This is a genomic window from Nocardia sputorum, assembly GCF_027924405.1.
In the GTDB taxonomy this organism is placed as follows: domain Bacteria; phylum Actinomycetota; class Actinomycetes; order Mycobacteriales; family Mycobacteriaceae; genus Nocardia; species Nocardia sputorum.
In genome coordinates this window covers 1,080,231-1,102,637 of sequence record NZ_AP026978.1, presented here as the reverse complement: position 1 = coordinate 1,102,637, position 22,407 = coordinate 1,080,231, and the positions used below count along the sequence as shown (strand labels likewise).

General features: G+C 69.4%; 25 protein-coding genes. 15 read left to right on the top strand and 10 right to left on the bottom strand.

What is annotated here, in order from left to right; genetic code table 11:
* The first annotated feature begins 45 nt into the window (after nucleotides 1–45).
* The gene (locus QMG86_RS04900) at nucleotides 46–885 is read left to right on the top strand and encodes a helix-turn-helix domain-containing protein (RefSeq protein WP_281877920.1); all 840 of its coding nucleotides are present in this window, start codon (nucleotides 46–48) and stop codon (nucleotides 883–885) included.
* Nucleotides 886–891: 6 nt separating this feature from the next.
* On the opposite strand, the gene QMG86_RS04895 is transcribed toward QMG86_RS04900, so the two are convergent.
* Genes QMG86_RS04895 through QMG86_RS04885 form a run of 3 tightly spaced genes read right to left on the bottom strand, consistent with a single transcriptional unit; the run spans nucleotide 892 to nucleotide 3,589 of the window.
* Entirely contained in the window at nucleotides 892–1,593 is a 702-nt protein-coding gene (locus QMG86_RS04895; protein WP_159847411.1) for a ferritin-like fold-containing protein, read from the bottom strand.
* 27 nt (nucleotides 1,594–1,620) lie between these two features.
* Nucleotides 1,621–2,676 carry an alpha/beta hydrolase gene (locus tag QMG86_RS04890; RefSeq protein WP_281877919.1) on the bottom strand — a complete coding sequence of 352 codons (1,056 nt, stop codon included), beginning with the start codon at nucleotides 2,674–2,676 and terminating at the stop codon, nucleotides 1,621–1,623.
* Between the two features lie 55 nt (nucleotides 2,677–2,731).
* On the bottom strand, nucleotides 2,732–3,589 hold the full coding sequence (locus QMG86_RS04885; RefSeq protein WP_281877918.1) for an SCO6745 family protein: 858 nt from the start codon (nucleotides 3,587–3,589) through the stop codon (nucleotides 2,732–2,734).
* A 409-nt stretch (nucleotides 3,590–3,998) separates the two neighbouring features.
* On the opposite strand from QMG86_RS04885, the gene QMG86_RS04880 reads away from it, so the two are divergent.
* From QMG86_RS04880 to QMG86_RS04855, 6 genes are all read left to right on the top strand, one after another.
* Nucleotides 3,999–5,738 carry a DEAD/DEAH box helicase gene (locus tag QMG86_RS04880; protein WP_434086192.1) on the top strand — a complete coding sequence of 580 codons (1,740 nt, stop codon included), beginning with the start codon at nucleotides 3,999–4,001 and terminating at the stop codon, nucleotides 5,736–5,738.
* Nucleotides 5,739–5,765: 27 nt separating this feature from the next.
* Nucleotides 5,766–6,995 (top strand): Rv3212 family protein, encoded by a 1,230-nt coding sequence (locus QMG86_RS04875; protein WP_281877916.1) that lies wholly within the window; start codon nucleotides 5,766–5,768, stop codon nucleotides 6,993–6,995.
* A 40-nt stretch (nucleotides 6,996–7,035) separates the two neighbouring features.
* Nucleotides 7,036–7,548: a nitroreductase/quinone reductase family protein gene (locus tag QMG86_RS04870; protein ID WP_281877915.1), complete on the top strand. Its 513-nt coding sequence runs from the start codon at nucleotides 7,036–7,038 to the stop codon at nucleotides 7,546–7,548.
* A gap of 101 nt (nucleotides 7,549–7,649) precedes the next feature.
* On the top strand, nucleotides 7,650–8,255 hold the full coding sequence (locus QMG86_RS04865) for an acid phosphatase (RefSeq protein ID WP_281877914.1): 606 nt from the start codon (nucleotides 7,650–7,652) through the stop codon (nucleotides 8,253–8,255).
* Nucleotides 8,256–8,302: 47 nt separating this feature from the next.
* Entirely contained in the window at nucleotides 8,303–8,779 is a 477-nt protein-coding gene (locus tag QMG86_RS04860; protein ID WP_281880784.1) for a GNAT family N-acetyltransferase, read from the top strand.
* 5 nt (nucleotides 8,780–8,784) lie between these two features.
* The gene (locus QMG86_RS04855; RefSeq protein ID WP_281877913.1) at nucleotides 8,785–9,486 is read left to right on the top strand and encodes an endonuclease V; all 702 of its coding nucleotides are present in this window, start codon (nucleotides 8,785–8,787) and stop codon (nucleotides 9,484–9,486) included.
* Here the strand turns inward: QMG86_RS04855 and QMG86_RS04850 are convergent.
* Nucleotides 9,465–9,875 carry a hypothetical protein gene (locus QMG86_RS04850; protein ID WP_281877912.1) on the bottom strand — a complete coding sequence of 137 codons (411 nt, stop codon included), beginning with the start codon at nucleotides 9,873–9,875 and terminating at the stop codon, nucleotides 9,465–9,467. The genes QMG86_RS04855 and QMG86_RS04850 overlap by 22 nt on opposite strands.
* 199 nt (nucleotides 9,876–10,074) lie before the next feature.
* Between QMG86_RS04850 and QMG86_RS04845 the strand changes: the two genes are divergently transcribed.
* Entirely contained in the window at nucleotides 10,075–11,019 is a 945-nt protein-coding gene (locus QMG86_RS04845; RefSeq protein WP_281877911.1) for a diacylglycerol/lipid kinase family protein, read from the top strand.
* A 254-nt stretch (nucleotides 11,020–11,273) separates the two neighbouring features.
* Nucleotides 11,274–11,528, top strand: a complete 255-nt coding sequence (locus QMG86_RS04840; protein WP_011211115.1) for a WhiB family transcriptional regulator — start codon at nucleotides 11,274–11,276, stop codon at nucleotides 11,526–11,528.
* 488 nt (nucleotides 11,529–12,016) lie between these two features.
* Here QMG86_RS04840 and QMG86_RS04835 read toward each other — a convergent pair whose 3' ends face one another.
* Together QMG86_RS04835 and QMG86_RS04830 are read right to left on the bottom strand one after the other, a co-directional pair.
* A complete protein-coding gene (locus QMG86_RS04835; RefSeq protein ID WP_281877910.1) occupies nucleotides 12,017–13,531 on the bottom strand; it encodes a sensor histidine kinase in 1,515 nt (504 codons plus the stop codon).
* Nucleotides 13,532–13,553: 22 nt separating this feature from the next.
* Nucleotides 13,554–13,769 (bottom strand): biotin/lipoyl-binding carrier protein, encoded by a 216-nt coding sequence (locus tag QMG86_RS04830; protein ID WP_063022129.1) that lies wholly within the window; start codon nucleotides 13,767–13,769, stop codon nucleotides 13,554–13,556.
* A gap of 90 nt (nucleotides 13,770–13,859) precedes the next feature.
* Between QMG86_RS04830 and QMG86_RS33685 the strand changes: the two genes are divergently transcribed.
* On the top strand, nucleotides 13,860–13,934 hold the full coding sequence (locus tag QMG86_RS33685; RefSeq protein WP_022597109.1) for a 50S ribosomal protein bL37: 75 nt from the start codon (nucleotides 13,860–13,862) through the stop codon (nucleotides 13,932–13,934).
* Between the two features lie 74 nt (nucleotides 13,935–14,008).
* Here the strand turns inward: QMG86_RS33685 and rsrA are convergent, their stop codons facing one another.
* Together rsrA and QMG86_RS04820 are read right to left on the bottom strand one after the other, a co-directional pair.
* Complete coding sequence (rsrA, locus tag QMG86_RS04825) at nucleotides 14,009–14,275, bottom strand: mycothiol system anti-sigma-R factor (protein ID WP_281880782.1); 267 nt, start codon at nucleotides 14,273–14,275, stop codon at nucleotides 14,009–14,011.
* A 20-nt stretch (nucleotides 14,276–14,295) separates the two neighbouring features.
* Complete coding sequence (locus tag QMG86_RS04820) at nucleotides 14,296–14,970, bottom strand: sigma-70 family RNA polymerase sigma factor (protein ID WP_083880799.1); 675 nt, start codon at nucleotides 14,968–14,970, stop codon at nucleotides 14,296–14,298.
* Nucleotides 14,971–15,211: 241 nt separating this feature from the next.
* Between QMG86_RS04820 and ybaK the strand changes: the two genes are divergently transcribed.
* Nucleotides 15,212–15,706, top strand: coding sequence for a Cys-tRNA(Pro) deacylase (gene ybaK, locus QMG86_RS04815; protein ID WP_281877909.1), 495 nt, complete (start codon nucleotides 15,212–15,214; stop codon nucleotides 15,704–15,706).
* Between the two features lie 74 nt (nucleotides 15,707–15,780).
* Complete coding sequence (locus QMG86_RS04810; RefSeq protein WP_281877908.1) at nucleotides 15,781–16,080, top strand: hypothetical protein; 300 nt, start codon at nucleotides 15,781–15,783, stop codon at nucleotides 16,078–16,080.
* A 586-nt stretch (nucleotides 16,081–16,666) separates the two neighbouring features.
* Here the strand turns inward: QMG86_RS04810 and QMG86_RS04805 are convergent.
* A complete protein-coding gene (locus tag QMG86_RS04805) occupies nucleotides 16,667–17,455 on the bottom strand; it encodes an SOS response-associated peptidase (protein WP_281877907.1) in 789 nt (262 codons plus the stop codon).
* A 166-nt stretch (nucleotides 17,456–17,621) separates the two neighbouring features.
* Between QMG86_RS04805 and QMG86_RS04800 the strand changes: the two genes are divergently transcribed.
* From QMG86_RS04800 to rsgA, 3 genes are all read left to right on the top strand, one after another.
* On the top strand, nucleotides 17,622–19,130 hold the full coding sequence (locus QMG86_RS04800) for an aldehyde dehydrogenase family protein (RefSeq protein WP_281877906.1): 1,509 nt from the start codon (nucleotides 17,622–17,624) through the stop codon (nucleotides 19,128–19,130).
* 594 nt (nucleotides 19,131–19,724) lie between these two features.
* Nucleotides 19,725–21,017, top strand: a complete 1,293-nt coding sequence (gene aroA / locus QMG86_RS04795) for a 3-phosphoshikimate 1-carboxyvinyltransferase (protein ID WP_281877905.1) — start codon at nucleotides 19,725–19,727, stop codon at nucleotides 21,015–21,017.
* Nucleotides 21,014–22,015 carry a ribosome small subunit-dependent GTPase A gene (gene rsgA / locus QMG86_RS04790; RefSeq protein ID WP_281880780.1) on the top strand — a complete coding sequence of 334 codons (1,002 nt, stop codon included), beginning with the start codon at nucleotides 21,014–21,016 and terminating at the stop codon, nucleotides 22,013–22,015. The genes aroA and rsgA overlap by 4 nt, the downstream gene beginning before the upstream one ends.
* A gap of 6 nt (nucleotides 22,016–22,021) precedes the next feature.
* Here the strand turns inward: rsgA and QMG86_RS04785 are convergent, their stop codons facing one another.
* The gene (locus QMG86_RS04785) at nucleotides 22,022–22,399 is read right to left on the bottom strand and encodes a YybH family protein (RefSeq protein WP_281877903.1); all 378 of its coding nucleotides are present in this window, start codon (nucleotides 22,397–22,399) and stop codon (nucleotides 22,022–22,024) included.
* Nucleotides 22,400–22,407: the final 8 nt, after the last annotated feature.

Genomic DNA, 22,407 nt, shown 5'->3' with positions numbered 1-22,407 from the left:
GACAGGGCGCGGATAACCGTCCTCGGACCGGGCACGATGGGACCTATGGCCACTAACGGATTCGCGGAGTTCCTCATCGCCCGGCGCGCCGAGCTACGGCCGTCGGACGTCGGCCTGCCCGAGGGCGGACGCCGCCGGACACCCGGGCTGCGTCGCGAGGAGGTCGCCGTCCGTGCGGGCGTCAGCGCCGACTACCTGGCCCGCCTGGAGCAGGGGCGCGACACCAATCCGTCGCTCGCGGTGATCGACGCGTTGGCCGACGCGCTGCTGCTGCGCGGCGACGACCGCCAGTACTTCGGCATGCTCGCGATGGCTTCCGGCAACGAATCCCGATGCCCCGGTGGCGAAGCCGCACAGGAACAGGTGGCCGCGACGATCGAGACGATCCTGCAGGCGTTGCAGCCGACACCGGCCTTCGTGGTCGGCCGCAGACTGAACGTGCTGGGCTGGAACCAGGCGTGGGCCGATTTCGCCGCCCCGCTGGGCCTGCTGGACGGACCTGATCAGCCCAACCTGGCCTGGTATACCTTCGCGCACCCCGCGGCACGGCGCGTCCTGCGCAACTGGGAGGAAGCCGCCGACACCTTCACCTCCGCGCTCTGCCGCGCCAAACTCCACTGGCCCGGCGACGACGCGCTGCTCGAGACGATCGAGGCGCTGCGCGGGCTGCCGGGTTTCGCCGACCGCTGGAAGCCGCATCGGGTCGGCGCGCCCGGCGCCGGCACGTTGCACCTGGACCATCCGGTGCACGGCATGGTCGAGGTGCCGTTCGAGAACTTGGAATCCGACCGCCGGGACCAGAGCGTCGTCGTCTGGCTGGTCGACCGGGCGAGCACCCACGCGCCCGGTTTGCGGCTGGTGCCCAACCGCGCGGCGAACGCGTAGCCGCGCTCAGATACCGAGTACCGCCATACGCTCGGCGTGGCTGTCCTGCATCCGCTCGATCAGCGCGGCGATGCCGTTGAGGTCGCCGGTGGCGGTGAGGACCAGATCGGTGAGCTCGTCGCGCTGCGCCATGACGAATTGCGCCTGCGTGATCGCCTCACCGAGCAGCCGCCTGCCCCAGAGCGTGAGCCGGTCGCGTTCGGAACGGCTTTCGGTGACCGCCCGGCGCACCTCCTCGACGACGAACTCGGAATGACTGGTCTCGGCGAGCACGTCGCGGACCACCGCGGCGATGTCCGGGGTCAACGCGCCCGCGATCTCGGTGTAGAAGTCCGCGGCGATGCCGTCACCGACATAGAACTTCACCATCGACTCGAGCCACGTCGAGGGGTCGGTCGAGGCGTGATAGTCGTCCAGCGCGCGCACGAACGGCGCCATGGCGTCGAAGACATCGGCACCACGCGCGGCCAGCGCGGACTCCAGCGTCTTGAAATGCTCCATCTCGGCCGCGGCCATCGTCGCCACCGCCACCTTGCCCCGCAAGGTCGGCGACAGCTTGGCTTCCTCGGCCAGCCGGTAGAACGCGGAGATCTCGCCGTAGGCGAGCACCGCGAACAGGTCGGTCACGCCGGGATGGCTCGCGGGGATGAAGAGGTTCGCTGGGTCGGTCGACGAAACACCTAACGCGGCAGGTGACTGTGCTCCCATGCGGCCCAGCGTAATACTCGCCGCGGCTCACGCGGTCTCGGCCAGGAACTTCTCCAGGTAACTCCATGTCGTGTCCCGTGCGGTCGGTGCGGCCAGAATGCCGAGGTGGCTGCCGGGGGCGGTCTCGTAGCGGACCATCGCCGCTCCGGTGAGCACGCGAGCGCCCGCCTCGACGGCGGGAGCCGGGGTGATCACATCGGAGGGCCCGCCGACCAGCAGCACCGGCGCGGTCACCCGCGCCAGCTCGATCCGGCGTCCGCCGAGGACGACGACACCGCGCCCGATGTCGTTGTGCAGGATGAACCTGCCCCACAGCTGTCCGTAGAAGCGCCCCGGATACCCGGGCATCTCGGCCATGAACCGGTCGATCGTCTCCATTTTCGCCAGCGCCTCGGTGCGCGCGATATTGCTCGCGACGAACCACGGGCGAGTGAGCTCGCGGTCCCATGCGGTGACCTTGTAGCCGATTCGAGTCAGTGTCGCAGGAACGCCACCGGCAGCGCGGATGACGGTCGAGGTGGCCCGGCCACCGGTGAGGCGCGCGACGGCGCGCAACTGCGGCACGCCGGTCATGCGGTCGTAGTCCAGCGGCGAGCCGACGGCCGTGATCGAACGGATGGGCAGCTCGGGGTGCGCCGCGGCGGTCAGCAACGCCAGCGTGCCACCGAGGGACCAGCCCACCAGATCGACCCCGCGTCCGTCGCGGTCGGCGCTGGTTTGCAGCACCGCCTCGGGCAGGATGTCGTCGATCCAGTCCTCGAAGCCCATACGCCGGTCGGCGAAGGTGATCGCGCCGTAGTCGACGACGTACGGGCTGCGGCCGATCTCCAGCAGAAAGCGCGCCAAGCTCTGCTCGGGCCGCAGATCGAAACAGGTGGCGGGCGCGGCGAGCGGCGGGACCAGCAGGACGGCGGAATCCCCTTCCGGCACAGTTCCGTCGGCTCGCTCGAATCGCCGCAGCTGCCGGTGCGGCTGGTCCCAGAGGATCGTCGCGGGAGTCGGGTCCGGCGCCTCGATGCCGGAGCCGAAGGTCAAGGCCCACGCGTTGCGCGCGGCGAGGGTGACGGTGTCGGCAAGGCTCACAGCGAAGAGAGTCTCATATTCGGTACCGCGGGTAACAGGCAACTCCCGGACGGCGTCACCGCGGTCCCATGCCGACCGGGTTGAGCGGCGGGACCACCGCCTCCTGCACAGCGCGCACCAGGGGCGCGAGCGAGGTGGTCAGCTCCGTGATCGCGTCGGCCGACAGCACCGCGAGCGCCCCGGTCCACGCCGCTTCGTCGGTCTCGGCTTCGACCTCGGCCAGCAACGCCGCGCCGCTGCCGGTGAGGGTGGGCGTGACCGGTTCTCCGGCGACCAAGCCACGGGCGCGCAACTCGTCGAAAGCGTCCGCCCACTCCGGCTCCGACACCCCGCGCGCGGGCCGCATCACGGATTCGGGCGCCTTGCCCGCGGCCACCTGCACGACCAGCGCTTGACGTCCATCGAGACCGTGGGTCACCAAGGCCGCGACATGGCCGTCGCCGCGGTGCTCGCGCAGCGAGGTGGTCAGCTGCCACAGCGCGGCCACCGGGTCGGTGGGCAGCGGCAGGGCCGCGTTCGCGGCGAACAGCGCCCGCCCCGTGGGATCGGCCGCGCGCTGCACCGGTGTCAGCAATTCGACCGCGCGGGCGCAGACGGCGTCACCCGCGCCCACGCCGCGCAGCAGGCCGGTGGCCAGGTCGAGCCGCGCGGCGAGGCAGCGTTGCGGCGTCGCCCGATCCCACGCCTCCGGCAGCGCGCGACGGACCATGTCGGGATGGAATCCGGCGAAGATCGCCTGCACGGCGGCGGGCGTCACCGCGCCCAGCGGGGCGGCGCGGAAAGCGAAGTAGGTCTGCCAGTAGCCGCGCAGCCCGATCCCGACGCCCGCCTCCTTGACGCCGGTTCCGAAATAGACGACATCGTGTAGCGGTTCGAGCGTCGCCCAGATTTGCCGCGCCGGATGAATTCCCATGTGGCGCAGCGTACGTGGGCGCCCGGCACGGCGAAAGCACACGTGCGGTGCGAGGGATTTTCGATACCGCGCCGCAGTGGCAATTCGAGCGAGGCACAATATCACGCTACAATCGCGTCGGACAACGGAAAGTTTCGCTCGACAGAGTCGCCGGACGTCGCGCTCACGCACACCGCGGAGACGCCGCTGCGACGCTCGGCCGCTTTCGAGTGCGAAGTTTTCGTTGGACAAGAAAATGTGCGCGCACCAATCCGCGTCACCAGTGCGCCGCGCCGATGTCTTGCGAGGTAGCCGCCGCTTTTCGCGGCAGGCGCCCGGCATCCGGAGCGTGGCCGGGTGAAGTATCGCCTGCGGAGTCGTGGTCGTCGTGGACCGCCCGGTCCGCCCCACCTCGTGCGCGCGGGACGTGATTACGAGGAAGGCACGAACCCTGAGCAAGATCACAGTCGATCAGGAACCAGGTCTGGCGGAGACCCTGTTGACGGCCGAACTGGACGCAACGCATACCGCCCCGACATTCGCCGAATTGGGCGTGCGCGCGGAAATCGTCCGCGCACTCGGCGAGATCGGAATCGAACGTACTTTCGCCATTCAAGAACTGACCCTGCCGCTGGCGCTCGCCGGCGAAGATCTGATCGGTCAGGCCCGCACCGGTATGGGTAAAACCTTCGGATTCGGCGTGCCGCTGCTGCACCGGATCGCCACCGCGGAATCCGGCACCACGCCGCTGGACGGCACGCCGCGAGCGCTGGTCATCGTGCCGACGCGCGAGCTGTGCATCCAGGTCACCAAGGACCTGGAGAACGCGAGCAAGTACCTGACCAACCACCAGGGACCGCTGCGCGTCGCGTCCATCTACGGCGGCCGCCCCTACGAGGCGCAGATCGCGGCGCTGCGCGACGGTGTCGACGTGGTGGTCGGCACGCCCGGCCGCCTGCTGGACCTGGCCGATCAGCAGCACCTGATCCTGGGCAAGATCGGCGTGCTGGTGCTGGACGAGGCCGACGAGATGCTCGACCTCGGCTTCCTGCCGGACATCGAGCGCATCCTCGGCATGGTCCCGGACAAGCGCCAGACCATGCTGTTCTCGGCGACCATGCCCGGGCCGATCATCACCCTGGCGCGCACCTTCCTGACCCGCCCGACGCACATCCGGGCCGAGGAACCGCACGATTCGGCGGTGCACGATCGCACCGCGCAGTTCGTCTACCGCGCGCACGCCCTGGACAAGAGCGAGCTGATCGCGCGCATCCTGCAGGCCGAGAGCCGCGGCGCCACGATGATCTTCACGCGCACCAAGCGCACGGCACAGAAGGTGGCCGACGACCTGGCCGAGCGCGGCTTCGCCGTCGGCGCGGTGCACGGCGACCTCGGACAGATCGCCCGCGAGAAAGCGCTGACCAAGTTCCGCAAAGGCGCCATCGACGTGCTGGTCGCGACCGACGTCGCCGCGCGCGGCATCGACATCGACGACGTCACGCACGTCATCAACTACCAGTGCCCGGAAGACGAGAAGACCTACGTGCACCGCATCGGGCGCACCGGCCGGGCCGGGCGCACCGGCGTCGCGGTGACCCTGATCGACTGGGACGAGCTCAACCGCTGGGCTTCGATCGACAACGCGCTCGGGCTCGGCATCCCCGAACCGGTCGAGACGTACTCGCGCTCGCCGCACCTGTACTCCGATCTCGGCATTCCCGAGGGTGTGACCGGTGTGGTGCGCAAGCCGAAGCCGGAACGCGACGCCGACGCGGTCGTGGTCGAACGCCCCGCCCGTACCCCGCGCAAGCGCAACCGCAAGCGCACCCGCGGCGGTCAGCCGATCGACGGCACACCGAACGTCACCGACGCCGACGACACCGACGCTCCGGCGGGCGACGAGGTCGCGGACACGGAGCAGGCAGCCGAGGCCGACAAGCCCGCACGCCGCAGGCGCAGGCGGCGCAGGACCACCGGCGACGCCACCGACACCCCCGCCACGGCGGAGCCGAGCGCCGAGTCCTCGGACGACGACAGCGCCGCGGCGGAATCCGACGCGGCCGACCGGCCCGCTCGCCGCAGGCGCAGGCGCCGTCGGTCGGGCGAGGGCGACGTGGTGACCGAGGACACCGGGAGCGCGGCCGAGCCCGCGGCCGCCGCATCGGCCTGACCGCCCGGATCGGCTAGTCTCGCACTCGTGCTCGCACCCGAGCGGCGGACGCGCGCCGATATCCTTTCCGCAGTCGCGATCGCGATTCTCGTGGTGATCGCCGGGGCCGTGGTGTGGGTGCGCGGGGACGCGCACGGCACCGAGTCGGTGACCGCGTCCTCCACGGTGCCGACCCCGGCGGCGGCCGATCAGTTACCCGCCTCGCTGCGCGAGCTGTGGCACGCGTCGGACGGCGCGAGCGCGCGGGCGCTCGTGTCCGGCGGCGTCGTGGTGACCGGCGACGGCGACACGGTCACCGGCCGCGATCCACGCACCGGCGACCAGCTGTGGAAGTACCGGCGCGACATCCCGTTGTGCGGGGTCGAGAGCCAGTACGGCATGGTGATCGCCGTCTACCGCGACGAGCGCGGCTGCAGCCAGGCCACGATGCTGGCCGGCGACAGCGGCGCCCGTCGCACCGCGCGCAGCAGCTACATGGATCGCGACGTGCGGCTGTCGGTGGACGGCACCTACCTGCTCGCGCAGGGACCGCAGCGGCTGGAGATGTGGCGCTCGGACCTGGTGCGCACCGTGGAGTACGGCTTCGTCGACGCCCCGGTGAACGTCAAGACCCAGCCGCGCCGAGGCTGCACGTTGCTGTCGTCCGGTTCCAGCCCGTCCCGGCTCGCCGTGCTGGAACGCTGCCCCGCGGACCCGGCCGAGCGGCTCACCGTGCTCAACCCGGCCCCCAAGGACAACACGGTGCCGGAGGAGTACGGCTCGCACGTACTGAGCGGCCCCGGAGCCGATTCCCCGGAAGCCAGGGTGATCGCGGTGTCCGACAGCCGGATCGTGCTCTACTTCCCCGGCGCCGCGACGGGCGCCGAGCCGCTGCCGCCGCGCTTGGCCGTCTACGATGGCAACGGCAATCCGATTGTGGTGCATCAACTCTCGGCGCCGTTGAGCCAGACGGCGACGACCACCCGCATCGGATCGGCCTACCTGGTCTTCACCGGCAACAGCCTGATCGCCTTGAACGGCAGCACTTTCGACCCCCTGTGGACCGCGGGCGGCGCCCTCGGATCCCCCGCGCTCATGGCGGGCAAGCTGCTGCTGCCCACCACCGGCGCGCTCACTGTCCTCGACCCCGCCACGGGAGCCGAAACAGGGCGCATCCCGGTGGAGCGGCCCGGCTATGCCGGAAGCCCCATCGCGCTCACCGTGATCGGGACGACCGTTCTCGAGCTCCGGGACGGCGAACTCCACGCCTTCGGGTAAGGCCGGCGAACTTGTCGGTGCCGTGGGGCACACTGCGGGGATGAGCGAAACCCTGCCCGGCACAACCGGAAACACCGCCGCCATCACGTCCTACGACGACCCGGACGCGCCCTGGAACCAGAAGTTCTCCGACGACGACATCGCACACTGGAACGACGGCGTGATCCAGGAGTTCCGCGACAACGCGGGCAAGGTCGGCGGCGCGTACGAAGGCGGTGAGCTGATTCTGCTCACCACCACCGGCGCCAGGAGCGGTAAGAGGCACATGGTCCCGCTCGGCCTGTTGCGCCGCGGCGAAACCCTTTACGTGAGCTCGTTCATCGAGGACCGGTACCCGGCCTGGTATCACAACGTGAAAGCCGATTCCGCCGTCACCATCGAGCTGGGGTCCACCACCTATCGCGGCACGGCGCGGGCGCTGGAGGGAGCCGAGTACGACGAGTTCGCGACTTGGGTGACGACGAACAATCCGTTGCTCGCGGACTACCAGTCCAAGGTCTCGCGGCCGCTGCCACTGGTGGTGCTCGAGCTCGGGGACCCGGTCGAGTCCTAGCCCACGGCGGTCGGCACGGCATGTCGACACGGTCGCCTCCGGAACGAGGGGGCGGCCGATCCGGCGCGGCCCCATGATCATCGGTGGACCATCATGGAGGCATGTCCGCACTCGATGACGCCCGTGTCGTGCTGCTCCGGCACGGCGAGACCGACTGGTCCACGCAGCGGCGGCACACCGGCCGCACCGATCTGCCGCTCACCGAGCGCGGCGAAGAACAGGCCGCGGCGGCAGGCCGCTTGCTCGCCACACTGGAACTGCGAAACCCTTTGGTGCGCACCAGCCCACGGCTGCGCGCGTTGCGCACCGCGGAACTCGCCGGGCTCGCCGGCGCCGTGGTGGACGACGACCTCGCCGAGTGGGACTACGGCGCCTACGAGGGCCTGACCACCCCGCAGATCCGCGAGTCGGTGCCCGGCTGGACCATCTGGACCGGCCCGGTCCCGGACGGCGAAACCGGGGAGCAGGTGCGGGAGCGCGCCGACCGGGTGCTGGCCGCCGTGGCGCCCGCGCTGCCGGAGCGGGATATCGTGCTGGTGGGGCACGGTCACTTCTCCCGCGCGCTGATCGCCCGCTGGGCCGAATTCGACATCCGGGAGGGCCGCCGATTCGCCATGTCGACCGGCGCGCTGACCGTGCTCGGCTACGAACACGACGCGCGCGCGATCCGCGCGCACAACCTGGTACCCAACGGAGCGTCACTGTGACCCGACCCGCCCCCACCGCCACCACCGCCGTCGACCTAGGCGGCGCCGTGCTGCGCCGCGCCGTCCCCGCCGACGTGCCCGGACTGGTCGGCCTCGTCCACGACTTGGCCGACTACGAGAAGGCGCGGCACGAATGCACGGTCACCGCCGAGCAGCTGCGCGCCGCGCTGTTCGGACCGGAGCCGAAGGTGTTCGCGCACGTGGTCGCGGACGAGTCGGAACTGCTCGGCTGCGCCGTCTGGTTCCTCAACTTCTCCACCTGGGACGGCGTGCACGGCATCTACCTGGAAGACCTCTACGTCAAGCCGGAGACCAGGGGCAAGGGCTACGGCAAGGCACTGCTCACGGCCCTGGCGAAGGAGGCGGTGGACCACGGCTACAGCCGCGTTTCCTGGTCGGTGCTGACTTGGAACAAGCCATCGATCGACTTCTACGAGTCGATCGGCGCCGTGGCCCAGACCGAATGGGCGGGCTACCGGCTGGCGGGCGACGCGCTCGGCAAGCTGGCCGCCGGCGCGCGGTAGCGCGTATGTCGTGGTTCCCGCCGCTCGATCCGGCGTCCTGGCCCACCACTGCCGAAGCGGCGATGGCGATGCAAGACGAATTGCGGCCACTGGTCTCCGAGCGCACCCCGCCGGGCGCGCAGTTCCGCACGGTGGCCGGGCTCGACTCCGCCTATGACCACACCGGCGCGGTGGCCGCGGCGGTAGTGGTCTTGGCAGCGGGCACCCTGCGCCCGGTCTCCTCCGCCGTCGCGCACGGCGTCGCCGCCTTCCCCTACGTTCCCGGTCTGCTCGCTTTCCGGGAAATCCCCGCCACCCTCGCGGCGCTCGAAAAGCTGGATGCCGCACCGGATCTGCTGGTGTGCGACGGGCAAGGACTCGCCCACCCACGCCGCTTCGGGCTGGCCTGCCACCTCGGACTGCTCACCGGCGTGCCGACGATCGGCGTGGCGAAGACCGTGTGGGGCGACTACGTCGAACCCGGTCCCGAACGCGGCGCGGCCACCGACATCACCCTCGATGCCGCGGTGGTCGGGCGGGCGTTGCGCACCAGAACCGGCGTCAAGCCGGTGTTCGTGTCCGTCGGACATCGCATCGACCTCGACACCGCCTGCGCACAGGTGCTCGCGCTGACCCCGCGCTACCGGCTGCCGGAAACCACCCGGCACGCCGACCAGCTCTGCCGGGCGGCGCTGCGCACGGCGGACTATTCCGGCTCGACCCCGTAGTCCTGGGCCATCCAGCGGGTGGACGGCGGCGCGAACAGCAGCACCAGCGCGGCGACCGCGACCACCCCCAGCGCCGTGCCGTAAACGGGCTGATGCGAGTCGGTGAGCAGCGACCAGGTGACCGGGAGCAGCAGCAGCTGCGCGATGACGGCGATGGCGCGACCCCAGCGTTTCCCCAGCAGCAGGCCGACACCCGCGGCCAGTACCGCGCCGCCGAGGATGCCGAACCAGGCCGCGGTGCCGTATCCGCTCGTCGCGGACTGGTCGTGACCGAGCAGCCCCCGCACCACCAGCACGACCGCGACGCCCACGGCGACGACGCCTTCGAGCGTCACCAGGGCGCCTGCCGCCCGCACCGTCGTCGGCACCGCCGCACTCTTGTCGCTCACGATCGCGCCCCGCCCGCAGTCGGCTCCGTCGTGCGCGGCGGCGCACGGTGTCCTCGCTTGCCTTGCTGACGCTCGTTCACGCGGCAAGCCTACGGCCCGCCCGTCCGCGCGATCGTCCTGGCGTGGGCGCCCGCAACGGCACCCAGCGCATCGCTCGCCGCTTTTCCGGGGCGGGCCGGCCGCCAACTAGGCTGCCATCGTGCGGACGCTGCTGATCGTGAACCCGAATGCCACCTCGACGACGCCGGCGACTCGGGACCTACTGGCGCACGCGCTGGAGAGCCGCACCCAGCTGACCGTTGCGCACACCCAGCACCGCGGGCACGCGGCGGAACTGGCCCAATGGGCAGCCACCAACGAGATGGACCTGATCGTGGTGCACGGCGGCGATGGGACGGTCAACGAGACCATCAACGGCTTCCTGCCGCTGCCCGTCCTCGACGACGGTCAAGCCTGGTTGCCGCGCCTCGGTGTGATCCCGGGCGGTTCGGCGAATGTCTTCGCCAGGGCGCTCGGCATCTCCCCCGACCCGGTGACCGCCACCAATCAGCTCATCGACCTGCTCACCCTGGACGCCGATCGCCGGATCGGCCTCGGGCTGGCCGACGACCGCTGGTTCTGCTTCAGCGCGGGCGTCGGACTGGACGCCGACGTCTGCGAGGCGATCGACGCCAGCCGCGCCCGCGGCCGCAGCGCCACTCCGGCGCGATATGTTCGAACAACTGTTCGGCAATTCTTCCGGGCAAAACGTAAGGAACCGAGCGTTCAGGTCGAAATTCCCGGCCGGGACCCCGTAGACGGCGTGCATTACGCCTTCGTTACCAACACCACACCGTGGACCTATCTGAACGCCACGCCGGTGCACACCAACCCCGGCACCCGGTTCGAAACGGGTCTCGGCGTGTTCGCGGTGCGCTCCATGAGCGTGGCGCCGACCCTCCTGCTCGCGCGCCAGCTCCTGGCCGCCGACGGAAACCCCAAGTCCCGCAATTTATTTCGCGAAGACGACGTTCCCGCCGTACGAATCGAGTCCAAAGAACCCATCGGCCTGCAAATCGATGGCGACTTCATCGGGAAGCGCAACGTGGTGGATTTCACTGCCGTGCCCGACGTGCTCGCCGTGGTCGCTCCGCGGCCGCACTGAGGGCGAAACACCGGGAAAAACATGGCGGGTAGTGCTGCGAAATCCCGGTGGAGCGAGTACAAAGGACCGGGCAGGCTTCCCATCACGGGGGCCTTCAGAGCGTGAGCTTCCCCACGGTGCACCGCGTGCCTATTGACATCTACGGTGTTCGTGAAAGCATTCACAAGCAACCGTGCGGAAACATTCGAGTCGCACAAGTGAACGAACCACAAACCGTAGGCGCCCTGCGCGGCGCCCAGCAAAGGAGCAGAGGAATGGACTGGCGCCACAAGGCCATCTGTCGCGATGAGGACCCCGAGCTGTTTTTCCCGGTGGGTAACAGTGGTCCGGCGCTCGCGCAGATTGCCGATGCCAAGCTGGTCTGCGCTCGCTGCCCCGTAACCGCTGACTGCCTGTCCTGGGCCCTGAAGTCCGGACAAGACGCCGGCGTGTGGGGTGGTATGAGCGAGGACGAGCGCCGGGCGCTCAAGCGTCGCAACGCGCGCACCCGCACCCGCACCGTCGTCTGATCAGACGACGAAGCCTTACCGGGCCATTCAGCCCGGCCCGGTAACGCATTTCAGCCCGGCACCCATAGGTGCCGGGCTGTGTTGTTTTTGCACACCGGACAGTGAAGTGGAAATGATCGGTCTCGCTTCGCGGTGAAACCCGGAAGCCGACCAATGCGGTTGCGCCGGACCGCAATATCCGCTGCGCGGATTACGCGCGACAGCGGCCGCGGTTCGACTCGCGGAAGATCGAGACCTGTGGGAAAGTGGTTGGTTCTCAATCGGGTTGGGATGGTCGCAATCCGCTCGGCACCCTCGCATTCCGCTCGATACGGACATTCGAGCACTCACTACGCCGCAAGCCGCAAACGGCACGTGAGCAGCGGCCACCCGCGACCTCCGAGCAACACATCGATCCACCGGGATCAGCCACGGATCCGACCATCGGCCGAGGACCGCGCCCTGCCGAGGCCGGCCGAGCCGATCGGGAGGACTCCGTCGGCTCGAACTCAGCGGCCGGAACGACGGCCCAGCGGCACGCGCAGCACGGCGTCGGTGCCGATGTCGGCGCCGGGATGCAGACCGATGGAACCGCCGAGTTCGGCGGTGACCAGCGTGCGGACGATCTGCAGGCCGAGCCGGTCGGAGGATTCCAGGCTGAACCCGGGCGGCAGACCGCGACCGTCGTCGCTGATGATCACGTCCAGCCAGCGGGCCGAACGCTCGGAACGGATTGTCACCGTGCCGTTTTCGCCGGAATCGAAGGCGTGCTCGATGGCGTTCTGCACCAGTTCGGTGAGCACCATCACCAACGGGGTGGCGCGTTCGGCGGAGAAGACGCCGAGCGAACCGGCGCGGCGCACCTTGATGCGCGCGGTGTGCACCGTGGCCACGTCGGCCATGATCGGCAGCAGCCGGTCGACGACCTCGTCGAGATCTACCTCTTCGTCCACCGACATGGACAGCATCTCGTGCACCGACGCGATGGAGGTGACCCGGCGCACCGATTCGGTGAGCGCGACCTGCGCTTCCTCGTTCTCGGTGCGGCGGGCTTGCAGGCGCAGCAGCGCGGCGACGGTCTGCAGGTTGTTCTTGACCCGGTGATGGATCTCCCGGATGGTGGCGTCTTTGCTCAGCAGCGCGCGATCACGTCGCTTGACCTCGGTGACGTCGCGGACGAGCACGGCGGCGCCCGCCAATTCCCCATGCGGGCGCAGCACGAGGGTGCGCAGCAGCACGGTGGCTCCGCGCGCCTCCACCTCCATCCGCCGACCGGTCCGGCCGGCCAGCGCGGCCTGGATGTCGCCGACCACTTCCTGGGCGTCGAACGGATCGGTGATCAGCGAGCGGGTGGTGACCGCCAGATCCTGCCCGGCCAGGTCGGACTGCAAGCCCATCCGATGGTAGGCCGACAGCGCGTTGGGGCTGGCGTAGACGACGATGCCGTCGGTGTCGAGCCGGATGAATCCATCCCCCGCGCGCGGGCTGGAATGGGTCGCCGCGCGATCCTCGGTGGTGGGGAAGGTGCCGTCGGCGATCATCTGGCACAGATCGTCCGCGCACGCCACGTACGCGCTCTCCAGCTGACTGCGCACCCGGGAGCGTTGCAGATCGGTGTCCCGGCTCAGCACCGCGATCACGTCGTCGCCGCAGCGCACCGGGATGGCCTCGCGGACCGCGTGCACCGGATGCGGGTGGTAGACGCCGGACGCCTCGACCTCACTGTCGGATCGCACGATATCGCCACTGGTCAGCGCCTCGAACACCTGCGGATGGTCGGCCTTCCGGGCGGTCGTGCCGACCAGGTCCTCCTGGTGCACGGTGGGCGCGGTGGTGGGACGGCACTGCGCGACACACACGATGTCCGCGCCCTCCGTCACCGGTCCCGCACCGACCCACAGCAGCAGATCGGCGAAGGACAGATCGGCCAGCAGCTGCCAATCGCCCACCACCCGCTGCAGATGATCCACGGCGACGCCGGGTAGGTCGGTGTGCTCGGCCAGCAGCTCGCTCAGTGTCGCCATGCAGATCTACCGCCGCAATCGATCAGGAGATGACCGCGATCAGGTGGCCCGCCTTGATCGCGTCGCCTTCCTGCACACCGACCGACGTCACGGTGCCGCTGGACTCCGCGACCACCGGAATCTCCATCTTCATGGACTCGAGGATCACCAGAGTGTCGCCTTCCTGAACTTCGTCGCCTTCCTTGACCACCACCTGGTAGACGACCGATACCAGTTCGGCGAGCACTTCCTCAGCCATGACACCCCATTCGCTCGTTGGCCTGTATCCGCTGACGGTACAGCCAACCACACGTGAAAGAATGGCCTTCAATCAGAAGGGAGACTACTCATGGGTAAGCGCGGACGTAAGAAGCGTAGCCGCAAGGGGAACGCAGCCAACCACGGCAAGCGGCCCAACGCCTGAGCTGACGCTCGGCCCGCAAGCACGAAGCGGCACGCACTTCCGTAAGGAAGGCGTGCCGCTCGCGTTTCGCACGGCTACTCGGAGGTCTCGACCGAAGTCTCTTTCGTGGTGACCGTCCGGCGGAGCTCGATGGTCAGCCGCTCACGCAGCGAGGCGGGCGCGCGATCGCCGCCGCATTTGCGGCTGAGCAGGCTCTTGATCTTCTCCTCGATGCCGTAGGCCTCGATACAAGGACTGCAGTGCTCCATGTGGTGCTGCAACCGCGCCCGGGTCGCGTCGTCGCATTCCCCGTCCAGCATCAACCACACGTCGGCGAGCACCGCCGTGCAATCGAGTTCCATATCGGGGTCCCGCTCGGTACTCACTGCTTGACCTCCTGGCGTTCCCCCGAACGGTTGAATCCACGCTCGCGCGCGACATCGGCGAGCAAACCCTTCAGTTGTTTCCGGCCGCGGTGCAGCCGGGACATCACCGTACCGATGGGAGTGCCCATGATGTCGGCGATCTCCTTGTACGGGAAACCCTCGACATCGGCGTAGTACACCGCCATGCGGAACTCCTCGGGCAGTTCCTGCAGCGCGGCTTTGATGTCGTCGTCCGGTAACGCGTCCAGCGCCTCCACCTCGGCCGAGCGCAGTCCCTGCGAGGTGTGCTCGGCGGTCGCGGCCAGCTGCCAGTCGGTGATCTCGTCCGTCGGATACTGCGCGGGCTGGCGCTGCTTCTTGCGGTAGGAGTTGATGTAGGTATTCGTCAGGATCCGGTACAGCCAGGCACGCAGGTTGGTGCCCTCCCGGAACGACTTGAAGCCCTGATAGGCCTTGACGTAGGTCTCCTGGACCAGGTCCTCGGCATCTGCCGGGTTCCTGGTCATGCGCAGCGCGGCGCCGTAGAGCTGGTCGAGCAGCGGGAGCGCGTCCCGTTCGAACCGCTGCGCCAGCTCGGCATCGTCGACGGCGGCGACATCGTCGGCCGCCACGTCATCGTCGCTCGTCACACCTGTCCCTTCGATCGCCGTACCTGCCAAATCTACCGGCATCGGCACATCGAAGGAGAATCCGCCGTCCGCCGGGGACACCTCGGTCCCCACCGGACGGTCGTCTAGCAGCACGGGCACAGGCATCTCCTTCACATCTCCATAGGGCCTGCTCACGCCGTGGAATTCCTTCCGAGCGCGGTGTACCGGCTACAACATGCGCGACCCGTCCGGTGTTCCCGCCGATCACGGGCTCGCGGCGGACCGCGGGAAAACACGTTGCGGCCGCCGTTAGGGTTTGGCCATGGCAGCAGGCTCGACCCCGGCGATCCGCGCGTTGACCCAGGCGAAGGTGGCCCATCGCGTGCACGCCTACAAGCACGATCCGCGCGCCGACTCCTACGGCACCGAGGCGGTCGACGCGCTGGGCGCCGAACTCGGAGTCGCCGCCGCGCAGATCTTCAAGACGTTGGTCATCGAACTGTCCACCGGTTCGCTCGCGGTGGCCGTGCTCCCGGTGCCGAACACGTTGTCGCTCAAAGCCGCGGCGGCCGCGCTCGGCGCGTCGAAGGCGAGCATGGCGGACAAGACGCGGGCGGAGAAGACCACCGGATACGTGCTCGGCGGCATCTCCCCGCTCGGCCAGCGCAAGCTGCTGCCCACCGTGATCGACGACTCGGCGCTGGCCTGGGACCGGATGCTGTGCAGCGCGGGACGGCGCGGACTGGAGATCGAGCTGGCGCCCGCCGACCTGATCCGGCTGACCGCCGCGGTGACCGCGCCCGTGACATCGGCGTAATTCGGCCACGATCGGCGCGATCTGTGCGTTACTGAACTGGCCAGATCGACCCGACTCGAGAGGATGTGATGCGAATGTCTACCCACCAGCGGGTGCGCACCGTGATCGTCGCGTTGTCCGGAGCTCTCGTCCTGGCCCTCGGTTCGGTAACGCTGCTCGCGCCGGAGGCCGCCGCAGCGCCGGACAACGCACCGGTCGTGCACGTCAGCGATTCCGTCTTCGACTTCGACGGTCAGGGCTCGAAGAGCGACGACAAGGCCGGGAAGGCCGAGAAACTCAGCGGGAATGTCACCACCAAGCTGATCGACCTGGTGGCCGGAATCATCAAGTGCGGGCTCAATATCGCCTCACCCAGCGTGAAGTGCTCGCTGTAATTTTTTTGCAGCGACTGCGGCGCTGCGTGTTCGCGGCCCCTTATGGCTCGTGTCCGAGTGGCCACCGCTGGCGACTTCGTCGCGGACGCGGCGGCCACTCGGACACGAGCCGGGCCGCGAACGGCGCATGCTCGGTCTCGCTTCGCTCGGAACCGGCAGTCGGGCTGGTGTGGTCGCGTGCAGCGGCGACACCGGCACCTCAGTTCGCGGAGTACTGCCGGAGGACGAGTGGAAGTTACGTCTACGCGGGGGTACGGCAGCCAGTCGATCGGCGACGTGCTCTCGCACTCTGCCGGGATACCAGGTGGCTGATGTTGCTCGCTGGACGGTGGCATCGGTCGTCCTCTCGACCAATCGCGGATGGGTCTGCCACGCCGCAGCGCCCGACACCGGTGAAGGCGGGTTGATCGGAAGCCGGGAGTAGTGGCGAACGACGGTCGCGATCACCTCGACGCGTGTCCACTGTTGGGCCCGGACGCCTGGCTCGTGGTGCAGCTAGCCATATCGTGGGTGGCGCTCGACCGCGCTGTGACTCCGGGCTGGGCGCTCGGAACGGTGCCGGAAAGGACGGTGTGGCAGCGAGCGATCAGAGCAGGCTGATCTGCTCGGCTTCCTTCCGATCCTCCACTCGCGCGAGCAGTTCCGGGCCGTTGTTGCGCACGCTGTTGACCAGGGTGGGCACCGCGCGGGGCACGATTCCGGCGACCACGTCCTCGGAGGGCGTCGCCAGCAGACTCGCCGGGGCCGGGTGATCCGGGTCCAGCCACGCGTCCCAGTGCTCCTGCGGCATCGGCAGCGGCATCCGGTCGTGGATCCGGGTGAGGTCGCCGACCGCGTCGGTGGTCAGGATGGTGCACGACAGCAGCGGCTCGCTCTCCGGCTGCGACCGGTCACGCCAGACCGACCACAGACCGGCCATGTAGAGACGGGAACCGTCCGCGTTCGCCATGTAGTACGGATGCTTGGCGACCTTTCCTTTCGGGCCCTTCTCGCCGTTCGGCTCCACGAGCCACTCGTACCAGCCGTCCATCGGCACCAGGCAGCGCCGGTACTTCACCGCGTCGCGGAAGGAGGGCGTGGTGGCCGCCTTGTCGGCGCGGGCGTTGAACAGCGGCTTGCCCTTGACCGGCACACCGGGCTCGGCGGCCTTGGTCCACACCGGGATCAGCCCCCAGCGCATGCGCCGGATGCGCCGCTTCGGGTCGTCGTCCGCACGGCCCTGGTCGTGCCGCTCCACCACGGTGAGCACCTGCGTGGTCGGCGCGACGTTGTAGTTGGTGAAAGAACTCTGGTCGGCGGGGCCGGTCTCGTCGATCGCATCCAACTCGACCGCGAGCCTGCCGGGGTTGGTCGTGGTCGCATATCGTCCGCACATATCCCGATAGTCCCACTTGCCACCGACAGCGTCGGAGACAATTAGTGCATAGCTGGTGACCTGTTGAGAGTTGTGGCATAGCATTCTCTCATCGGAAGGACGGGCTGCCCGTCCACTCGGACATGCGCATCGACCGTCCACCGCAGACGGCAAGAGGAGACCCACTGTGACATCCACCGACACCAAACCGGCCGATCACGACACGGCACTGACGTCGGTCAATCCGGCGACAGGAGAGGTGATCGGCACGCACGTCATCGCCGACGACGACGCGGTTGCCGCCGCCGTCGCCAAGGCCCGCGCAGCGGCCGCCACCTGGGGCGCGCTGAGTTTCGACCAGCGGCGCACCCATCTGCTGCGCTGGTCGAGCAAGCTGGTGCAGGACTCGGAGAAGTTCTGCGCGTTGATCCACGCCGAGAACGGCAAACCGCTCGACGACGCCTTCCTGGAGCTGATGCTCGCGCTCGAGCACATCGCCTGGGCGGCCAAGAACGCCAAGAAGGTGCTCGGCCCCAAGCGGGTGTCCCCGGGCGCGCTGATGTCCAACTTCAGCGCACGGCTCGAGCAGCGCCCGCTCGGCGTGGTCGGCGTGATCGGCCCGTGGAACTACCCGGTCTACACGCCGAACGGTTCCATCGCCTACGCGCTGGCCGCGGGCAACACCGTCGTGTTCAAGCCGAGCGAATACTCCACCGGCATCGGCAATTTCCTCGCCGAGGCGTTCGCCGCGGCCAATCCCGAACTGCCCGAAGGCGTCTTCATCACGATCAACGGCTACGGCGCGACGGGCGCGGCGCTGGTCCGCTCCGAGGTCGACAAGATCGCGTTCACCGGCTCCACCGCCACCGGCAAGCGGATCATGGCGGCCGCCGCGGAGCGGCTCACCCCCGTGCTGCTGGAGTGTGGCGGCAAGGACGCGGTGATCGTCGCCGCCGACGCCGACATCAAGGCCGCGGCGGACGCGGTCGCCTGGGGGGCCACCGCCAACAGCGGCCAGACCTGCGCCGGTGTCGAGCGGGTCTACGTGGACCGCTCGGTGCGCGAGGAGTTCGTCGCGGAGGTCAAGCGCATCCTCGCCGACGTCAAGCCCGGTTCCGGCGACAAGGCGTCCTACGGCCCGATGACCATGCCGAGTCAGATCGACATCGTGCGCCGCCACATCGAGGACGCGCTGAAGAACGGCGGCACCGCGGTGCTCGGCGGTCCCGAGTCGGTCAAGGCGCCGTTCATCGAGCCCGTCGTGCTGGTGGACGTGGACGAGAACTCCGAGGCGGTGGCCGAGGAGACCTTCGGCCCGACCATCACCATCCGCACCGTCGACGGCGTCGACGAGGCGGTGCAACTGGCCAACAACTCCAAGTACGGCCTGTCCTCGGCGGTCTATTCGAAGAAGAACGGCCTGGACATCGCGCGCAGGCTGCGCGTCGGCGCCACCTCGGTGAACTCCGTGCTCGCCTTCGCCGCCATCCCCGGCCTGCCCTTCGGCGGCGTCGGCGATTCCGGCATCGGCCGCATCCACGGCGAACCGGGTCTGCGCGAGTTCGCCCGCCCGCACTCGATCGCGGTGCAGCGCTTCACCGTTCCGGGCATGGCGCTGCTGAGCTACAGCCGCACCGACTCCACGATGAAGCTGCTGCGCAAGCTCGTTCCGTTCCTGCACGGCCGGCACAAGTAGGAAACCCACGGGCGGGTGCTCGACGTCGTCGAGCACCCGGCCCAGGGCCATAGGTGGCACCAGCGGCAATCCGCCACGCGAACGCGCCGCGAATGGCGACAGCGACGCGCTGTGACACCGGACGAAGTCCGCCGGGCATCGTCCGCGCGGCGGATACCTCCGCAACCGGGGCATTCGATCGGCACAGCCACGTGCCGCATCCCCGATTCGGCGAAGCTTCCCCCACGCAACTACTTCGGCCGAACCCCGGTCCGAGCGAGCGAGACCGAGCATGCGCGGTTCGCGGCCTCGCTCGCAACCGATTGCCCGCCGCGTACGCGACGAGAGCAAGCGACGGCCACAGCAGAGGCGCCTCCCGAAACGGCGTGCCGCGAGCCGCAGCATTCGTCCCTGACGCGCCCAGCGCACCGCAACCACGTCTTCCGAGCGAAGCGAGACCGAGCATCACCCGTTCGCGGCCCGGCTCGCGTTTGCGCGGCCGCCGCGTCCGCGACGAAGGAGCAAGCGGCGGCCGCGCAAACGCGAGCCACAAGAGGGCCGCGAACACCCAGCGCCGCAGGCGCTGGCAAACCAACACCGTGTGATGATGGAGGAGTGAACTTCTGGCCAGCGCCCCATGTCGAGGTCCCCGTACACGCGACCGTGACCCTGCCCGGATCGAAATCGATCACGAACCGGGCGCTCATCCTGGCCGCTCTGGCCGACGGCCCTTCCACGATCACCGGGGCGCTGCGCAGCCGGGACACGAATCTGATGATCGCCGCGCTGCGCGCGCTCGGCACGGGCATCGAGGGCGCAAAGGACACGCTGACCGTCACCCCGGCGCCGCTGGGCGGCGGCACGGTCGACTGCGGGCTCGCCGGCACAGTGATGCGCTTCCTGCCGCCGGTCGCCGCGCTGGCGGCGGGCGAGGTCGCGTTCGACGGTGACGAACAGGCCAGGATCCGTCCGCTGCGCACCATCCTGGAGGCGCTGCGCGCGCTCGGCGCCGACATCGACGGCGACACGCTGCCGTTCACGGTGCGCGGCAAGGGCGCGCTGCGCGGCGGCACCGTGACGATCGACGCGTCCGGGTCCTCGCAGTTCGTCTCGGGTCTGCTGCTGTCGGCCGCGCACTTCGACGAAGGGCTGGTGGTGCACCACGACGGCAAGGCGCTGCCCTCGATGCCGCACATCGAGATGACGGTGGAGATGTTGCGCCGCGCCGACGTACGGGTGCACGCACCCGCCGACAGCTTCAAGGCACAGACCTGGACCGTGGAGCACGGGCCGATCCGCGCGGTGGACTGGGAGGTGGAGCCGGACCTGTCCAACGCCACCCCGTTCCTGGCCGCGGCCGCGGTCACCGCCGGCACGGTCAGCATCCCGCACTGGCCGCGCCTGACCACCCAGCCGGGTGACGTGATCCGCGAGATCCTCGTGCGCATGGGCGCGGAAGCGCGCATCTTCGACGGCGTGCTCACCGTGCACGGGCCCGACCGGCTCGCGGGCATCGATATCGACCTGCACGACGTGGGCGAGCTGACGCCCACTGTCGCCGCGCTGGCCGCGCTGGCCGACTCCCCGTCCGTGCTGCGCGGCATCTCCCATCTGCGCGGTCACGAGACCGACCGGCTGGCGGCGCTTTCCACCGAGATCAACCGCCTCGGCGGCAAGGTCACCGAGACCGAGGACGGACTGGAGATCGTGCCCGCCGACCTGCACGGCGGCAAGTGGCATTCCTACGCCGACCACCGAATGGCCACGGCGGGAGCCATTCTCGGCCTGCGTGTGCCCGGCGTCGAGATCGAGGACATCGGTACCACGGCGAAGACCCTGCCGAACTTCGTCGCCCTCTGGGAGCGCATGCTCGAGCCCACGCCATCCGACGAAGGAGCGGCGCACTGAGCCGGGGGCGACGAACCGCGGCCAGCTACGACGAATCCGACGTGCGGGTTCGGCCGGGGCGTAGCTCCCGTCCCCGCACCAAGACCCGGCCGCAGCACAGCGATGCCGAACCGGCCATGGTGGTCTCCGTCGACCGCGGCCGCTGGGGATGCGTGCTCGACGGCGATCCGGAGCGCCGCATCGTCGCGATGCGGGCCCGGGAGCTGGGCCGCACCCCGATCGTGGTCGGCGACCAGGTGGACGTGGTCGGCGACCTGTCCGGGCGGCCGGACACCCTCGCCCGCATCGTCCGGGTCGCCGACCGCCGGACGGTGTTGCGCCGCACCGCCGACGACACCGATCCGTACGAGCGAATCGTGGTCGGCAACGCGGAGCGGCTGTTCATCGTGGTCGCGCTCGCCGACCCGCCGCCGCGCACCGGTTTCGTGGAACGGGCGATGGTCGCCGCGTACGCCGGTGGGCTGCAACCGGTGCTGTGCCTGACCAAACACGATCTGGCCGCAGATTCCGAATTCGCCGAGTCTTTCGACGATCTCGATCTCACCATCGTCTACGGCGGCATCGACGATCCGCTCGAGCCCGTCCTGGATCTGCTCACCGACCACCTCACCGCGCTGATCGGTCACTCCGGTGTGGGCAAATCCACGCTGGTGAATCGTCTTGTGCCGGAGGCGGAGCGGGCCGTCGGCGAGGTGTCCGGGGTGGGCAAGGGCAAGCACACCTCCACGCAGTCGGTCGCGCTCCCGCTGCCCGGCGGCGGCTGGGTCATCGACACACCGGGCGTGCGGTCGTTCGGCCTGGCGCACATCACCCCGGACGACGTCATCGCCGCTTTCACCGATCTCGCCGATGCCATCGAGGACTGCCCGCGAGGCTGCACCCATCTGGGGCCGCCCGCCGACCCCGAATGCGCGCTGGACGAGTTGTCCGGCAAGGAACGCCGGGTTGCCGCCATCCGCCTCCTGCTCGTCGCCCTGACGTCCAACGACCCCTGGTAGGCCGGGTCAGTGCCCGTCCGGCTGCCCGGGCGCGAACGGCCACTCTTCGAACCACACACAGCGGCCACCCTCGTCGAAGCGCAGGATCCACAGGTCACGCCACCGTGCGGGAGTATCCCGCGCGTAGTCCACCTCCACCCGGACCACCGCCGTGTCCCCGTCCACCGCGACGACGCTCGACCGCATGGTGAAGGGCTCGCCGGGCCCGTCGCGGCCGCTTTCCCAGAATTCGGCGAGCGCGTGCAGACCGGTCAGCGGCCGCGCCCATGGCGAGACGAGGTATCCCGCGTCCGCGGCGAACAGGTCGGCGAGTAGTTCCGTGCCCGCCGACCGCCAGGCGCGCTCGTATCCGGCCACCCATGTTTCGACGGCTGCTCGGTCCACGTCAGGAA

What these genes read in the sequence shown, in the direction of transcription:
- QMG86_RS04895 (WP_159847411.1), bottom strand. Translation starts at nt 1,593, where the DNA reads ATGGGAGCACAGTCACCTGCCGCGTTAGGTGTTTCGTCGACCGACCCA.
- rsrA (WP_281880782.1), bottom strand. Translation starts at nt 14,275, where the DNA reads ATGGAACTCGATTGCACGGCGGTGCTCGCCGACGTGTGGTTGATGCTG.
- QMG86_RS04885 (WP_281877918.1), bottom strand. Translation starts at nt 3,589, where the DNA reads ATGGGAATTCATCCGGCGCGGCAAATCTGGGCGACGCTCGAACCGCTA.
- QMG86_RS04865 (WP_281877914.1), top strand. Translation starts at nt 7,650, where the DNA reads ATGTCCGCACTCGATGACGCCCGTGTCGTGCTGCTCCGGCACGGCGAG.
- QMG86_RS04840 (WP_011211115.1), top strand. Translation starts at nt 11,274, where the DNA reads ATGGACTGGCGCCACAAGGCCATCTGTCGCGATGAGGACCCCGAGCTG.
- QMG86_RS04870 (WP_281877915.1), top strand. Translation starts at nt 7,036, where the DNA reads ATGAGCGAAACCCTGCCCGGCACAACCGGAAACACCGCCGCCATCACG.
- QMG86_RS04900 (WP_281877920.1), top strand. Translation starts at nt 46, where the DNA reads ATGGCCACTAACGGATTCGCGGAGTTCCTCATCGCCCGGCGCGCCGAG.
- QMG86_RS04835 (WP_281877910.1), bottom strand. Translation starts at nt 13,531, where the DNA reads ATGGCGACACTGAGCGAGCTGCTGGCCGAGCACACCGACCTACCCGGC.
- QMG86_RS04820 (WP_083880799.1), bottom strand. Translation starts at nt 14,970, where the DNA reads ATGCCGGTAGATTTGGCAGGTACGGCGATCGAAGGGACAGGTGTGACG.
- QMG86_RS04805 (WP_281877907.1), bottom strand. Translation starts at nt 17,455, where the DNA reads ATGTGCGGACGATATGCGACCACGACCAACCCCGGCAGGCTCGCGGTC.
- QMG86_RS04855 (WP_281877913.1), top strand. Translation starts at nt 8,785, where the DNA reads ATGTCGTGGTTCCCGCCGCTCGATCCGGCGTCCTGGCCCACCACTGCC.
- QMG86_RS04810 (WP_281877908.1), top strand. Translation starts at nt 15,781, where the DNA reads ATGTCTACCCACCAGCGGGTGCGCACCGTGATCGTCGCGTTGTCCGGA.
- QMG86_RS04830 (WP_063022129.1), bottom strand. Translation starts at nt 13,769, where the DNA reads ATGGCTGAGGAAGTGCTCGCCGAACTGGTATCGGTCGTCTACCAGGTG.
- ybaK (WP_281877909.1), top strand. Translation starts at nt 15,212, where the DNA reads ATGGCAGCAGGCTCGACCCCGGCGATCCGCGCGTTGACCCAGGCGAAG.